The sequence below is a fragment of the Flagellimonas abyssi genome (assembly GCF_019457905.1).
Taxonomy (GTDB): domain Bacteria; phylum Bacteroidota; class Bacteroidia; order Flavobacteriales; family Flavobacteriaceae; genus Flagellimonas; species Flagellimonas abyssi.
In genome coordinates this window covers 80,728-96,312 of the sequence record NZ_JAHZSV010000012.1, presented here as the reverse complement: position 1 = coordinate 96,312, position 15,585 = coordinate 80,728, and the positions used below count along the sequence as shown (strand labels likewise).

At 41.2% G+C, this 15,585-nt stretch carries 14 protein-coding genes; 3 read left to right on the top strand and 11 right to left on the bottom strand.

Annotated elements, in window-relative coordinates:
- Positions 1–107: 107 nt before the first annotated feature.
- The 4 genes from K1F36_RS09930 to rsgA all read right to left on the bottom strand — a co-directional run bounded on the left by K1F36_RS09930 (position 108) and on the right by rsgA (position 5,485).
- Complete coding sequence (locus tag K1F36_RS09930) at positions 108–2,114, bottom strand: DUF3857 domain-containing protein (RefSeq protein ID WP_220113678.1); 2,007 nt, start codon at positions 2,112–2,114, stop codon at positions 108–110.
- Complete coding sequence (locus tag K1F36_RS09925; RefSeq protein WP_220113677.1) at positions 2,111–4,012, bottom strand: DUF3857 domain-containing protein; 1,902 nt, start codon at positions 4,010–4,012, stop codon at positions 2,111–2,113. Before K1F36_RS09925 ends, K1F36_RS09930 begins: the two co-directional genes overlap by 4 nt.
- 81 nt (positions 4,013–4,093) lie before the next feature.
- Positions 4,094–4,546, bottom strand: a complete 453-nt coding sequence (gene dtd / locus K1F36_RS09920; protein ID WP_220113676.1) for a D-aminoacyl-tRNA deacylase — start codon at positions 4,544–4,546, stop codon at positions 4,094–4,096.
- On the bottom strand, positions 4,547–5,485 hold the full coding sequence (gene rsgA, locus K1F36_RS09915; protein ID WP_220113675.1) for a ribosome small subunit-dependent GTPase A: 939 nt from the start codon (positions 5,483–5,485) through the stop codon (positions 4,547–4,549).
- A 95-nt stretch (positions 5,486–5,580) separates the two neighbouring features.
- On the opposite strand from rsgA, the gene K1F36_RS09910 reads away from it, so the two are divergent.
- Positions 5,581–6,021 carry a hypothetical protein gene (locus K1F36_RS09910; RefSeq protein ID WP_176621236.1) on the top strand — a complete coding sequence of 147 codons (441 nt, stop codon included), beginning with the start codon at positions 5,581–5,583 and terminating at the stop codon, positions 6,019–6,021.
- Between the two features lie 69 nt (positions 6,022–6,090).
- Here the strand turns inward: K1F36_RS09910 and K1F36_RS09905 are convergent, their stop codons facing one another.
- The 5 genes from K1F36_RS09905 to K1F36_RS09885 all read right to left on the bottom strand — a co-directional run bounded on the left by K1F36_RS09905 (position 6,091) and on the right by K1F36_RS09885 (position 10,822).
- Positions 6,091–6,765, bottom strand: coding sequence for a head GIN domain-containing protein (locus K1F36_RS09905; RefSeq protein WP_220113674.1), 675 nt, complete (start codon positions 6,763–6,765; stop codon positions 6,091–6,093).
- 132 nt (positions 6,766–6,897) lie between these two features.
- Complete coding sequence (locus K1F36_RS09900; protein WP_220113673.1) at positions 6,898–7,980, bottom strand: bifunctional 3-deoxy-7-phosphoheptulonate synthase/chorismate mutase type II; 1,083 nt, start codon at positions 7,978–7,980, stop codon at positions 6,898–6,900.
- An 8-nt stretch (positions 7,981–7,988) separates the two neighbouring features.
- Positions 7,989–8,849, bottom strand: a complete 861-nt coding sequence (locus K1F36_RS09895; RefSeq protein ID WP_220113672.1) for a prephenate dehydrogenase — start codon at positions 8,847–8,849, stop codon at positions 7,989–7,991.
- Between the two features lie 3 nt (positions 8,850–8,852).
- On the bottom strand, positions 8,853–9,995 hold the full coding sequence (locus K1F36_RS09890; RefSeq protein WP_220113671.1) for a pyridoxal phosphate-dependent aminotransferase: 1,143 nt from the start codon (positions 9,993–9,995) through the stop codon (positions 8,853–8,855).
- Positions 9,995–10,822, bottom strand: coding sequence for a prephenate dehydratase (locus K1F36_RS09885; RefSeq protein ID WP_220113670.1), 828 nt, complete (start codon positions 10,820–10,822; stop codon positions 9,995–9,997). Before K1F36_RS09885 ends, K1F36_RS09890 begins: the two co-directional genes overlap by 1 nt.
- Before the next feature lie 376 nt (positions 10,823–11,198).
- On the opposite strand from K1F36_RS09885, the gene gldA reads away from it, so the two are divergent.
- Complete coding sequence (gene gldA, locus K1F36_RS09880; protein WP_220113669.1) at positions 11,199–12,092, top strand: gliding motility-associated ABC transporter ATP-binding subunit GldA; 894 nt, start codon at positions 11,199–11,201, stop codon at positions 12,090–12,092.
- A gap of 94 nt (positions 12,093–12,186) precedes the next feature.
- On the top strand, positions 12,187–13,638 hold the full coding sequence (locus K1F36_RS09875) for a pyridoxal phosphate-dependent decarboxylase family protein (RefSeq protein WP_220113668.1): 1,452 nt from the start codon (positions 12,187–12,189) through the stop codon (positions 13,636–13,638).
- Here K1F36_RS09875 and K1F36_RS09870 read toward each other — a convergent pair.
- Both K1F36_RS09870 and K1F36_RS09865 read right to left on the bottom strand, forming a co-directional pair.
- Positions 13,635–14,648 carry a serine hydrolase domain-containing protein gene (locus tag K1F36_RS09870; RefSeq protein WP_258539012.1) on the bottom strand — a complete coding sequence of 338 codons (1,014 nt, stop codon included), beginning with the start codon at positions 14,646–14,648 and terminating at the stop codon, positions 13,635–13,637. The two genes, K1F36_RS09875 and K1F36_RS09870, sit on opposite strands and share 4 nt — an antisense overlap.
- Positions 14,649–14,795: 147 nt before the next feature.
- Positions 14,796–15,569 (bottom strand): head GIN domain-containing protein, encoded by a 774-nt coding sequence (locus K1F36_RS09865; RefSeq protein ID WP_258539011.1) that lies wholly within the window; start codon positions 15,567–15,569, stop codon positions 14,796–14,798.
- Between the last annotated feature and the right edge of the window lie 16 nt (positions 15,570–15,585).

The window sequence follows — 15,585 nt, the reverse complement described above, 5'->3', positions numbered from 1 at the left end:
ACTCTCTTTCCAAAACGGTAAGCTCACCAAATTCGTGCTGTTGTGCATAGGACATAGTCACTATACAAAATATTATCAATACAGTAATTCTCCTCATGGTTATCAAATCAAGACTTTACCAATATGATTTTTTCAGCTTCTTTCTCAACAATATGACTGTAGAATTCCTTAAGGTCTCCATAAAGAAATGCCGGAACCACTGAACTATTAAAAACTGTTTCCACACGTGCGTTTATCGTATTGCCTGTTGCTGAAATATTATATCTGAATTGACCGATGCCTTCTGGAAGTAAAACAACAATTGGTTCTGGGACCGATTCGACCATATAACCCTCGGGCAAATTGATATTTATGAGATATTTGTCTTCCCAAGGATATCCGTAATCCACAGGAAACTCCCTTTTCGCTGCTTTAAAGGGATTAACCTTGGTAGCCAGATGTAAGAGCGGGGACAAGTACAACTTACCTGAAATTTCATCAAATGCCGACTCGCTTCTATATGAAAATGACTGTACAATAGGTTTAGAAAGATTTTCCACATTCTGAATCTCATATTCCGATATCTCCAGATTAGAATACTTTTTTTCCAAACCTTCCAGATAGGATTCCGGTGATCCCGCACTATAGTTATTTCTGAAAACAAAAGCATTATTTGCAGTATACTGCTGTCTATACTTTCCGCTTATGGAACCATCTGTATTTATATCCACACTCATCATTATAACATCCTGAGATTTTTCCCTAGGCATTAAATTTACCTCACTGGAGCTACCATCTTCGCGAATAAGTCGTCCAAACCAGTTCAAAGCCCGCATAGGAAGTACATTGGGATATGAATTTTTTTCGGTCGCATCGTAAAGTACCATAGTTCCTTCCAATTCGACCGCCGTTATCACGTAATTGAACCCTTCACTTGTGGGAAACAATGGTATACCGTGAGACCTGGTACTTACCAGAACGGGATTGGCATCCAATCCAGCATACCGCATCATTGCGGTCAACATTAAATTAATATCGGCTACGTTGCCCGTCCCCTCCTTAAAGGCTTTTTTAACCCCCTCACTACATCCTACGCCTGTATATCCATTCCAGTTCATTTTGGACCTTACATACTCGAATATAACATTGGCTTTTTCCGTATTCGAGTTTAGGCCGGCTATCAATTGATCTATATCATTGTCAAAATAATTTTCCTTTTTGAGCTCTGATCCAAAGTCATCATAATCATAAATTGATTTTGCAACATCTTCCCATGTCCGACTATAATTTTCGAAGGGTTTGTTCGGAAAACGGGTAGAGGCAAGTTCAAACTTAATCGCAGTTCTATAGTTGTCTATATTATTGGTGAATTTTTCATCCAACAGCGCAGGCAAGGCCTTGGCCGAAACATGATATACATTCTCAAAAAATTCCAAGGTACCTCTTTTGTGGGTAGTGCGACCTAATTTGCCCATCTCATCGGAGCTCCTATAAGCAATTTCTATAGACCGATTTTCTTTTGTTTGGGAGAAACCTATTTTATGGAAACCTTTACTATACTGTTTAAATATGAAGTATTCGGGGACATCCAGGCGCACATTAACCTCATCTACAGGAATATCATATTGCATTTTAAATTCATCTATATTCCAAAACATAGGGGACACCAATTTATATTCTATATCTAGAACACTTCCTTCTTTAACTTCAGGCATTGTTATGGAAGCCATGTTACGGTACTTGTTCATCTTTTCGGTAAAGACCCCATCATTTTTAAGCTTGGTACTTACCACCTTTCCATTATCCATGTTAAACGTATACCCCTTTACAGCCGATATACTTTCTTCATTACCGCTCCCAGCATATAATGGCACCTGTAACGTGGCCCAATCAAAACCTTCCTTGTTGTATATTTTTATCCGGTAATGAACTTCTCTTATCTGAGACCAACCGGTTTCATACTGATAATTATACCGAACCCATTCGTTCTTGTACAGAATAGCGGCCTTGGCCTCGGCATATAAGGTATGCTGGGTCTGCTCCACTTCTTCCTTGGATACCTTTCCAAATTTTATGTCGTTGGCGATTGCCAACTGCATAACCAATAAGGTGATAATTGTTAGATTAAGTCTCATGATTGCTTTTTAGTTAGAATGATTTTGGTATTGTCATATCTCGCGACCGTTTTTCTAAAATCCCGGTACGCATCATAATCTTCTTTGGGATATTGGCCGGATTTAACCAGCAGTTTTCTCTTATATAACATTACCCCTGGCTCCTTTGGAAGAATCGACATGGAATAGGTTCCAAATTTGGTCTCGACTCTCACGGGTAGCATAAGACTTTCCGGTATATAACCTTCGGGCAGGTTAATCAAGAATTCATCTTCGTCCAAATAGCCCCGTTTAATAACCACTTCCCTTTTTCTTTTTCTTACCCTATCCGGAACACCGAGATTTCTGTTGGAAAAGTTGGGGGCCAATAGCAAATCATCACCAGCCTGTGATAAATAGTTGTTAGAACTAAAATCAACTTGTTCAATAAATTCTATCTTTTGGGAATCATTCTGAAAATTTACCTCACCGAGCTTTAAATTGGGCACATAGTTCCAGTAAGATTTGTAGAACTCTTCTTGTTCGGACCTTGTGCTTGTCTCCCTCCAATATTTTTGGTCGTATTGATATCCTTTAGAAAAAATTTTTACCTTTCCAACAACATTTTTACTATCGACAATAGTAAACTCACCTTCGGTTTTCTGATAATTTTCCCCATCGGAATACACCTTTGTCCTGACCAGCTCACCGCCATTCGGAGTAATTTTGAGAACATTCCGGTTGTCCGTAAATGTTCCCAAATGATTCACAGGTGTCGTCTGACTGGTACACTCCAACCAAACCTGTTCCTTGCCCAAAGGAACGTTCAAGAATACGTGGTTACCTTGCATGGACGGAAAATCTTCATCCAAGCTTTTCATTTGACTACCGGCGTGTACAACAGTATAGTAAGATTCCACCCCAACTGCCTTTAAAAGTGCCTTGGTGTAGTTGGTAAGTCCCTTACAATCACCATATTTAACCCTATCCACATCGGCAGCACTAATGGGCATCCATCCACCAATACCAAGTTGAACACTGATGTATCTAGTATTTTCTTGAACATATTCATATACCTTTCTTGTAATTTCCAACGGATCATCAATATTCCTCACCAAGTTTTGCACATATTGCACTGTGCCCTCTGGAAGCTGATCTCTACCGTACAAGAGCTCATCGTTCATCCATTTGCCTAAATCTTCCCATGTCTCCGCTTCACCATCTACACCTTCTAGATGAAATTGGTTAAGGGCAACCTTAACCTGAGGGACAAAATCTTGAAATGACGGGGACAATGGCTCTCTTTCAAAGGCTGACATATTTTGACCGGAATACTTAATACCATTGGGGAGTTGAGACACTTTTATGTCATAACCATCAAAATTGAGCTCCTTATGCCTAAACGGAATACCGCATTCGACTATAAAAGAAAATTCCGAACTTTCGACCCCAATCCTATAGTCCTCCAAAAATGACCAATTTGGTGCAAAAGCCGTGTTTGGTGTAACGTATTCCTTTCTGAACTCAATCGTATAAGGATATTGGGTTGGCGTATACTGCAATACAAGCACCCTGGAATCGGAGTAAAGTGTACCGCCACTAATGGCACTCTGATCTAAAAAATCACGCTTCTTTATTTTTTTTATTTCTTCACCACGGTCATTGTAAACAATTGCCTCCAATTCGGAAATCTTATCATTTTTCTCGTAAAATGCATAGGCCTGCACATGTTCGTTACCGTTCTCGTTGAGCACGGTCACAACACGTGTACTGGTAACGTTCATTCTATTCCTAGCCTCAACAACAACGTCTGTTCTATCCAACCTAACAACAGCATCGGCATGTGACAAAAGCTCTTTGGGTATTGTACTGGTATTAAAATTTTGTGAATAGGATAAATGGACCAATAAGGCAAGAAGGGTCGATAAATAGAAGCGCATTGGTTTAGCAAAAGGTTAGTTACGGCTGAACTAAAGTGCTTAAATTCCTACGATTGGGATAATTTTTTCGACCAAATGCAATTATTCTTTGTTTTTTGTATCCATGGTAATGGTAACCGGACCATCATTGAGCAATTCCACTTTCATATCGGCACCGAAAACTCCGGTCCCCACTTTTTTGCCGAGTTTTTGCTCCAAAACCTGCACGAAATCTTCATACATCGGAACTGCTATATCTGGTTTCGCCGCCTTTATATATGAAGGACGATTTCCTTTTTTGGTCTGGGCATGCAAGGTAAACTGACTTACCACGATAATTTCCCCATCTACATCCATCACGGAGCGGTTCATTACCTCATTTTCATCATTAAAAATGCGGAGGTTGAGAATTTTATTGGTCAACCAGTCTATATCCTCTTTGGTATCGGCATCTTCGATACCCAACAATATCAAAAGCCCATGACCTATGGATGAAATCAATTCTTCCTCAACGGTTACGCTAGCTTTTGAAACTCTTTGCAATACTGTCCTCATTTATCTTTCCCTGTATGGATTATCTTCATCTCCTGTTACCATTTGCACGTAGCTCCTATACCTACTGGCAGCAACCTCATCATTCTCCAAGGCTTCCTTTACGGCACATTTGGGTTCATCCAAATGCAGGCAATTATTGAATTTACATTCGGATTTCAATTCAAAAAATTCCGGGAAATAATCACCGATTTCATATTTGTCCATATCCACGATACCAAATCCTTTTATCCCTGGGGTATCGATTATTCGTGCATCGAACGATAGGTCGTACATTTCGGCAAATGTAGTGGTATGCTGTCCCTGCATATGCTGTTCGGAAATTTCGGCGGTCTTTAATTCGAGGCCTTTTTCAAGTGCATTCACTAAGGTTGATTTGCCCACACCGGAATGTCCCGCGAACATGCTCGTGGCACCCAACATCAACTCTTTTACTTGGTCAACGTTAATTCCCTGTTTGGCCTCAATAGCAATGCTTTTGTAACCGATTTTTGAGTATAAATCCATCAACCATTGTACCTCCAACTTTTCTTCCTCCGAATAGGAGTCCATTTTATTGAAAAGCAAAACAACGGGGATGTCATAAGCCTCTGCCGTAACTAGAAAACGGTCTATAAAACTGGTAAATGTAGGAGGATTGTTCAATGTGACCAATAGAAACACTTGATCCAGATTGGATGCAATAATATGGGTCTGTTTGGAAAGCTTTACCGACCTACGGACAATATAATTCTTGCGCTCACCAATTTCAGAAATTACTCCGATGGTCTCATCCCCAATGGTCTCCAAATCAAATTTTACGTGATCGCCAACGGCCACTGGATTGGTGCTTTTTATGCCCTGTGTACGGAACTTTCCTTTGATACGGCATTCGTAAAATTCTTCCTCCGAAGATTTTATGGTATACCAGCTTCCAGTTGATTTATAAACAGTTCCGTTCACTATTTGTTCATATTTTGATTACAAAGTAACAACAATCCTTCTTTATCGTCCTATATCTTTGTTAACAGTTTTAACAATCATTAACTTAATCTATTATGAAAAAAATCGTTTTGGCTGCAGTAGTGCTTTTTGCAGCTACATTTACCATGAGTGCGCAACAGTACCATGTAATTACAAGTGTGGAGTCCATTGTACCCAACGGATTGGGACGATCCAGGATTATTAATGCACTGGAAGAGAAAGATTATAAAGAATTTACGAGTGTCCAGACCGAGGATGACAACTCAAGGAACAAATCTGACAGGAGCGAAATCCGAGTGAAGAATTTTGAAGAAACCAAACTTTTGAACTTTTACAACATTGGCGGTATTCGTTTCCAGAACATTGCGGCCAACGACGCCATGATCACTTCCATGATCAACGACATGGTTTCCAACGGATGGGAACTGGCCTTTGTGGTGAGTGGTGTGGAAAGCGAAGGTGGAAAAGGTGACGGCCAGGGTATTTTTATTACCCGATACATCTTCAAAAAATAAATATGGGCGATTGCCGAAAAGAAAAATGCCTTCCAAAATTGGAGGGCATTTTATTGGCAACAAGTTTCATTAATCCTTAATATAGACTCTTCCGCCTACAAAGGTTTTTTTATGGACCGTTTCTGGGTTTCCATATACATAAACATCACCCCCGGCCTTTACATTGATATCTACCATTTCCGAAGCAAACACATCGGCTTCGCCACCAGCTGAAATTTTAACATCGGTAGTAGTGGTCCTAAGTTCACGACCTTCAAAAATTCCGCCCGTGTTCAATACAACACTCTGGTTTTTGGCCAGTCCCGAAGCTTTTACAATTCCACCAGTAACCGCACGCACCTCGGCATAATCAACATCCATACCTATGCGGATCATAGCGCCCTCTTGGGCCCTCAACTCAATCTTACTTTTTTGCACCATCTCGTTACAAGTAATTTGTGCGCCTTCGTTACCATCTATAACATCGAGATTGGTATAATAGACCTCGATCATAGTATCCTCGCCCTGAAACTTTTTGTCCAATTGCATTCTCAGTTTCAAGACCCCGTTTTTGTTGACCCATTGGATATCGTCAACATTCCAGCCTTTGATCATAATCCTGTTCTCATCAGATTGAATCAAATTGACCTCGATCAAATCAAAAACCTTGATTTTGTTGAATTCCCCCACTTCCGTATCAATGATTCGTTGTGAAAACATGAACAAGGGCAACAATAGAAGGCTCAGTGTGTATATTTTTTTCATGATAGAGTGTTTTTACTTTTGAAAGATGACCCTTTTTCTTGATCGTTACAGTTTAAAGCAAAAAAACCGCCATTGGTGCCAAAATAATTTTGACCAAGGGCGGCTTTAGAAATACCAGCTTAAAAAATCTTGTTACGCGTTGATTATCTTTTCTTGGTGGTTAATGGATTCCTGGTGGATGGCCTTGAACATTTTCAGGATAAATTCCTCGCTCAAGCCTCTTTGCTCTCCTTCCAAGATCATGTTGCCCAAAATGGCGTTCCATCGGTTACTCTGAAGTACGGCAACGTTCTTTTGTTTTTTCAATTCACCGATACCATCGGACACCTTCATTCGTTTTCCTAGCAAATCAATCAATTGATTATCCAACACATCGATTTGAGCCCTGAGGTTGGTCAACTTGCTGTTATATTCAGCCTCCTCATCGGTTTCCTTTCTAATTCGAAGATCTTTCATAATCTGAACCAATGTTTTTGGGGTTACTTGCTGTGCAGCATCACTCCAAGCATTGTCCGGGTCGTAATGTGTTTCGATCATTAAACCATCAAAGTTCAAGTCCAATGCAGTTTGCGATACATCAAAAATCATATCACGCTTACCAGTAATGTGGCTAGGATCATTTATGATAGGCAAATCAGGAAACTTGGTTTGTAACTCAATGGCCAATTGCCATTCTGGAATGTTTCTGTACTTCGTTTTTTCATAGGTGGAGAAACCTCTATGGATCACACCCAATTTCTCAATATTGGCAGAGTACAAACGCTCAACAGCACCCAACCATAATGAAAGGTCTGGGTTTACCGGGTTTTTCACCAACACAATTTTATCGGTCCCTTCCAAAGCATCTGCAATTTCTTGGATGATGAACGGGCTTACGGTGGAACGTGCCCCGATCCACAATAGATCTACATCATACTCCAACGCCAAATCTACGTGTGCTCTATTGGCCACTTCGGTCGCGGTTTTCAAACCTGTTTCTTCCTTGACTTTTTGCAACCACTTTAATCCAATGGCTCCAACTCCCTCAAAGTTTCCAGGACGAGTTCTTGGTTTCCAGATTCCGGCACGATAGTAATTCACATCGGTATCTTTAAGTTCATGTGCAATCTTCAGCACTTGATCTTCGGTTTCGGCACTACATGGACCTGCAATTACCAAGGGATGACCCAAATTCATGTCATCCAACCATTTCCTCATTTCCTTTTTGTTTTCCATAATACTCTCTATTTTTTAGTAAGTGGTATTCCTTTTAGTATTTGTTTTATTTTATTGGTATTACTCATTTCTTGATGGACATTTTCGAAATCGTTGTCCACGATCAGTTGCTTGAACCTCGTGAGGTTCTCGATGTACTCTTCCAACGTTTCCACAACATTGTCCTTGTTCTGCTCAAAAATCGGCGTCCACATATCCGGAGAGCTTTTCGCCAAACGAACGGTGCTCTCAAAACCACTTCCCGCCATGTCAAAAATATCACGCTCATTTTTCTCTTTCTCAATAACTGTCTTTCCCAACATAAAAGAGCTAATGTGTGATAAATGAGAGACGTAGGCAATGTGTTTGTCATGGGCTTCGGGGTTCATGTACCGAATTCGCATACCGATTTCCTGAAAAATGGCCAATGCTGGTTCCTGAAGCTTAAAAGCTGTTTTTTCGACCTCGCAAATAATCATCGTCTTGCCACTATATAACCCTTCCAAAGCCGCGGTCGGACCAGAAAACTCGGTACCTGCAATGGGGTGACATGCCATAAAGTTCCTTCGTTTTGGGTGGTCGGCAACTTGCTCACAGATCAGGCGCTTGGTGGAGCCTGCATCCATTACTACAGTTTCATCCCCAGCAGCGTCCAAAATTCTAGGCAGTTCGGTGACCAAAACATTCACAGGGATGCTCACATAGACCAAATCGGCCGTTGACAAATCTTGGTAGTCGCCCTTTTTATCTATGATTTGAAGTTGAAGTGCCTCGTCCAAATGAGCATCACTTTTGTCCATCCCAATGATTTCCGCTTCCGGATGTAGTTTTTTTACATCCTTGGCAAAAGAACCGCCAATCAATCCAACACCTATGATAACTACTTTCATAATCTAAAATCTTTCTATGGCTTCCTTGATTTTTTCTTCGCTCACGCAAAGTGAAAAACGAATATAGCCTTCGCCATTGCTCCCGAATATGGTTCCGGGGGCAATAAAAATATCTTTATCGTGCAACACTTCATCTATAAATTCTTCTGAACCCTTGGCACCTTCCGGTAGTTTGCACCAAACAAACATGCCAACGGCATTTCTATCGTACGTACAACCTAATTTATCAGCCAATTGGAACATCAGTTCACGTCGCTTGGTATACACCTTATCTAGTTCCTCGAACCATTCGGGGCCACTTTGCAAAGCGGCAATGGCACCCTTTTGAATACCGTAGAACATTCCGGAATCCATATTGCTCTTTACTTTCAATACTGCGTTGATATGTTCTGCACTACCAAGCACCATCCCCACACGCCACCCCGCCATGTTGAATGTCTTGCTTAAACTGTTCAATTCCAAGGTGCATTCCTTCGCTCCCTCGATTGAAAGTATGCTGGTCGGATTATTCGACAGGACAAAACTGTACGGGTTGTCGTTTACCAAAAGGATATCGTTCTTCTTGGCAAAATCCACCAATAACTTGAGCTGTTCCAAGGAAGCAGTAGCTCCGGTTGGCATATGCGGGTAGCTCACCCACATTAGCTTCACCTTCGATAAATCCTTTTGGGATAATTCCTCTAAATCTGGAAACCAACCATTTTCAGCCTTCAAATCGTAGGTAACAGCTTTTCCTCCCACTAAATTGGTCACGGATGCGTAGGTAGGATATCCGGGATTGGGCAGCAATACCTCATCACCTTCATTTAAAAAAGCCATGCTGATGTGCATGATTCCTTCTTTGGAACCCATTAATGGCAGAATCTCCGTTGATGCGTCTACGCTTACCCCAAATTTCTGCTGATAGAAATCCGAAATCGCCTCCCGCAGCTGTGGCAATCCTTGGTAGCTCTGGTATTGATGTGCCCCAGCCTCGACAATGGAATCCCTAAGGGTTTCCAATACCTGTGGTGATGGGGACAAATCCGGGCTTCCGATTCCCATATTGATAATGGGCCTGCCCTCGGCCATTAATCCCCTGACCTCTCTTAATTTTTTGGAGAAGTAATACTCTTGTACGGTATTTAACCTATCTGCTGTCTTCATTACAACAATGCATTTTTATACTCTCCCAAAACCTTAAAATCCTCCGCCATGATCTGCATCAAAGATTTGGTTTTGGCAAAGTGCTTGTATTTATCAAAAGTCACATCCACAAAAAAAGCATACTTCCAAGGTGTCTCGATTACCGGTAAGGACTGAATCTTGGTAAGGTTCATATTGCAATCGCTCATTACGTTCAACACCGTGGCCAAACTCCCTCTTTTGTGATCGGTAATAAATCGTATTGATGCCTTGTTGATTTCTTCTTCCGGCAGTACTTTGTTCTGTTTTTTTAGAATGATAAACCTTGTGGAATTGTTCACAATGGTTTGAATGTTGTCCGCGATTATTTCTAGATTGTATAGTTCGGCCGCCATTTTAGGCGCAATCGCGGCAATATGCTCAAGTTCTTCTTCCTGAATCCGTTTCGCGGTTTCGGCAGTATCCACGCTTTCCACTAACTTGATCTGCGGATGAGCTTTAAAGAACTCCTTGCACTGCAACAGCGCCATTGGGTGCGAATGTACCTCTTGGATATCATCAAAAGTTCTTCCTTTCAATACCATAAGATTGTGGTGAATGTTCAAGTAATGTTCACCGATTACATGAATATTGTTATGGTAGACCAAATTGTAATTCGGAATAATGGAACCAGCGATAGAGTTTTCGATGGCCATGATTCCTTTATCGGCAGCACCTATGATCAAACTGTCGATTACGGCATCAAAAGAGCTGCACTCGAGCAATTCAATGTTCTCTCCAAAAAAATCTTTGGCAACCTGGTGATGGTTCGAACCTTTTATTCCTTGTATGGCAATTTTTAATTCCATTGCAAAAAAAAAGTCCCGATGTATCGGGACTTTATATATTGGTTATACTTTAAACGTATCTATAATAGTCCCGCTTCTCTCCCAAAAAAGAAGTAAAAATAAAAACGGTTCCAGAAATACGCGTTTGTCATCTCGTTGTTAATTGTCGGCTAATTTAGGTATTCGATTGGAAACACACAGACATTCCCAAATTTTTTTTGATTTTTTTCAAAAAAGACATTTTCACTGCATATAATTTTATAGAAACGATGCTTTTTTAAGAATTCTTGCCGTTGGGAGATTTCCTAAAAGAATCATTTTACAAAATTCTTGTTTTTTGAAACCAAGGATTAGAACGAGTAAAAGTGTATTTTTGGAATGATCAAATCCATTTTGAATGTCCATCACTGTACAGAACATCACAAAGAACTTTGGCTCCCAGAAGGCATTGAACAATGTTTCCTTTACCATCAACAAAGGGGAGGTGGTCGGTTTTTTAGGGCCCAACGGCGCTGGAAAATCTACCATGATGCGGATTTTGACCACTTATTACAAGGCAGATGAGGGAGAAGCAAACGTAAACGGGTTCGATGTTTTGCAAGCTGAAAAGGATGTTCAGAAAAGCATCGGCTACCTTCCAGAGCACAATCCACTGTATTTGGAGATGTATGTAAAGGAATACTTGGCCTTTAATGCCGATGTATATAAAGTGGACAAGTTCAAAATCAATGAGGTAATCGAACAAACAGGATTGTCTCCCGAATGCCACAAAAAAATCGGGCAGTTATCCAAAGGATACCGTCAGCGTGTTGGGCTAGCGGCTGCGTTGCTGCACGACCCAGAAGTTTTGATTCTGGATGAGCCCACCACGGGACTCGACCCCAACCAGTTGATTGAAATTAGAAAACTGATTCGCGAAATAGGAAAAGAAAAGACCATTCTACTTTCTACCCATATTATGAAGGAAGTCGAGGCGGTTTGTGACAGGGTAATCATTATCAACAAAGGAGAATTGGTGGCCGACAAAAAACTAGAGGAACTCCGTGAAGCTGAGGAACAAATCATCGAAGTGGAATTCGATTATCGTGTAGAAGAGCAATTATTACAGCAAATGCCGAATGTCGCCAAAGTGAAAAATACAGGTGGGTTTGTGTATGAAATCACTTTTGGCACCTCTAAGGACATGCGGCCGGCCGTTTTTGATTTTGCCCACGATAACAAACTAAAGACGCTTCAACTAAGTAGAAAGAACAAAAACCTAGAAAGCCTTTTTACCGAGCTTACCTCCTAACTTTCCATTTATCCAAACAGAGGAACTACTCTTAAAATGACGTGGAAAACGGCTCCAAAAATGGTACTTTTGCGGTTCAGAAGAAATCGGACCTATGAAGAAGAACAGCGCCAGATTGGAACTCTCCAAAGAAGAAATGAAAAGCTATGGCTATCAAATTATTGATGCCATTGTAGAACACCATGCCACCCAACACGAAAAATTGCCCGTAGCGCTCGGTTCAAGGGAGGAAATGGACTCTTTGTTCTTGGAAGAAGCCCCTGAACAAGGTTCCGACCCGACTCATGTGCTCGATTTTGTTTTGGACAAGGTAATGACCAATAGCGCCAATATGGCCCACCCAAGGTCGTTTTCATTTGTTCCGGGCCCCAGTAATTACGTAAGTGTTATGGCCGATGCTTTGGCCACGGGTTACAACATCTTTTCTGGTGGATGGGCAGCAAGTCCAGCCGCTGCAGAACTCGAAATTGTAACCATACAGTGGTTGTTGAAAATTTTCGGCTTTCCCAAGAAAAAAGGAGGGGGCATTTTTACCAGTGGAGGATCTATGGCCAACCTTACCGCCGTAGTCACTGCAAGAAGAGTAAAATGCGGGGACGATTTTTCCAAGACTGTAATCTATCTATCTGATCAAGCGCATTCTTCCAATATCAAGGCCATTCGAGTATTGGGCTTTAAAAAAGAACAAATCAGAATTATTCCTACGGACAGCGAACTCAAGTTTTCCGTAAACAAATTGAAGAACTGTATTGCCAAAGACCGATTGGAAGGTCTTTATCCCTTCTGTTTGATTGCTACCGCGGGAACAACCAATACAGGCACGGTTGACCCATTGGTGGAACTGGGCAAAATTTGCAAAAAAGAAGATATCTGGTTCCATATTGATGGTGCCTACGGTGGAGCGGCCATCTTGTCCCAAAAGGGAAAGCAAGCCATGAAAGGCATTGAAAAAGCCGATTCCCTTACAGTTGACCCGCACAAATGGTTTTTTCAACCGTACGAAATGGGGTGTCTCTTGGTGCGAAACCATAAAAACCTAAGCAACACTTTTACCGAAAAACCAGAATATTTAAGAGATATCGAAGGTAATACTTCTGAAATCAATTTTTATGATCATGGCATTCAGTTGACCCGAAGGTTTCGGGCATTGAAGTTTTATATGTCCCTAAAAACTTTTGGTTTAAAGGAGTTCCGAGATGCCATCACGTATAATATCGACCTTGCAGAAGAAGTGGAAACGATGCTAAGAGGCAGTAAAATTTGGGAAGTAGTGTTCCCAGCCACTTTGGCGGTCATTAATTTTAGGTACAACCCCATTAACAAAAAATACTCTGAAAAGGAATTGGACAAAATCAACCAGTACATTTCTGGAAAGGTAATGGATTCGCGAAAAGCCATGCTCGTCACCACTATTTTAAACGGGCAGATTGTTCTCCGAATGTGCCTTATCAACCCAAGAACGACTATGAAAGATGTAACCGAAACTTTTGACCTTTGTAAAAAGTATGCGGAGGAGATTGAAGAGCAGATGGGAGGTAAAATTTAGACTACCTCCTCAATAATAGCATCGATTGCCTCATCCAAAGCAGACTGTTCTTTGGGGTCCGTGCAATTAGTTAGGATGGCTACCACTTTTTTCTGTTCGGGATATGCAAAAAGATTGGTGTACGCTCCCACGCTGTTACCTACATGCCCAACAAATTCCCTTCCATTGGAATCTTGGCTCACCTGAAAGCCAAGACCGTAGCATGTAGGTTTACCATTTATAATTTCAGAAGCAAGCAACTGCTCATAGGTTTCGCTTTTCAGTAATCGTCGTTCCAAAATCGCCTGCCCCAGTTGGGCAACATCATCGCAGGTGGACAAATAGCCTCCACCCGCCAATTTGTAGGTATTGTTTACTTCAACTGCTTCGGTAAAACACAGTGCCCTTTTAGTGTAGAATTGGGTTTTGAAGGTGTCCGAGCTAGAGGTATTTTTCAATTCATCTGGAGAAAAGGTGTTTTCCAATCCCAACGGAATCAAAATATTTTCTTTTACATATTCCTCGAATAGCATACCGCTCGCTTCTTGCATGGCCAAGGACAGCAATACAAAATCAAAACTATTATAGAGATAGCTTGTGCCAGGTTCAAAAAACAAGGGATCATTTTTAAAAACTTCTATTCCATCTTTGATGGAGTAATCATTATTCAGGGCGTATTCCTTACCTCGGTACCCTCGAATGCCAGCAGTGTGACCTGCCAATTGCCGTAGCGTGAAATCATACTTCTTTTTAGGGTAGTAAGGCACATAGGCGTAGAAGGATTCATCCAAATCCAAGATACCATCCTCAACCATTTTGCCTAAGGCCAATCCTGTGATGCATTTGGAAATACTCGCGATTCGGAAAATCGTATGCTTCGGATGGACCTTGATTCTTTTATCAATATAAGCAAAACCATACCCTTTTTGAAGCACTTTTTTACCACTGTCCAATACCGTAACGGCCAGACCTGGCACCTTCTTCTCCGCTACAAGATTATGGAAAAGTGCATCCGCCCTTTCCAATCCCATTAGTCCCTCGATTGATTCGATATTGGGAAATGGAGAAAATAGATTTTTGATATGTGCGAGAAGATTTACCAAAATTAGATTTGAATCCCGAAATTAGGGAGAAATATTAAAGTTGATGAGGAATAATGTCATTGTTTTGGGCGTGAATCAGTCCTGAAAAATCAATCTGCCCGTGAACAATTCTTCAACATCCACTTCGGGAGGGGTATTTACGCTGATCACATTTCCCGTCCCACGAACAACCCCGCTCAATCGTTGCTGCGGATTTACAAAAACATCGTTGGACCCTCTGTGGTTTACCGTCACATTTTCTGAAACCATTGCTTCAGCTTCAATTCTTGAATCACCAGCCGCAATACTTACGTTAAAGTTTTCGGTACTGCCCCGTAGTTTGAAATAGGCTATCCCATTCACCACAATCCTTAACGTGGTTGAATTCAGGTTTAAATCAAAAGAACCATCCGTCGTTTCCGTCTCAGGATTATTGAAGCTTTCCGCTATCAAATTCAAACTTGGATATTCCAATATTCCATCACTGGAAATCAACAATCCCGTGCCGCTTCGGATTTCAGTAATGTTAGGCGAGGTAATGTATACCGTGGTCAAACCGTAATCGCGAACAAAGTTGCAACTGTTTTCATTACGTAGCACAAGACGGTTATCCTCCACTACCGCAGAAACATCGTTCAATAGAAATTCGCCTGTTTCCACTTCCACTAGTTGTTCTTCACCCTGCTTCAACACCACATTTAGATTTTCAAAAACAGTTATGGTACTAAATTCGGCAACATCCACTGGCTGCCTTACCATATCGCCCGCATTTTGAAAACAATCTGGAACGTTGTCGCCATTGCAGGAAATCAACAGAAAGCTGAACAGCATCAAAAACACCCCTAAAGACCCCTCAAGGGGACACTTCATCTTTCCTATTTCGTAC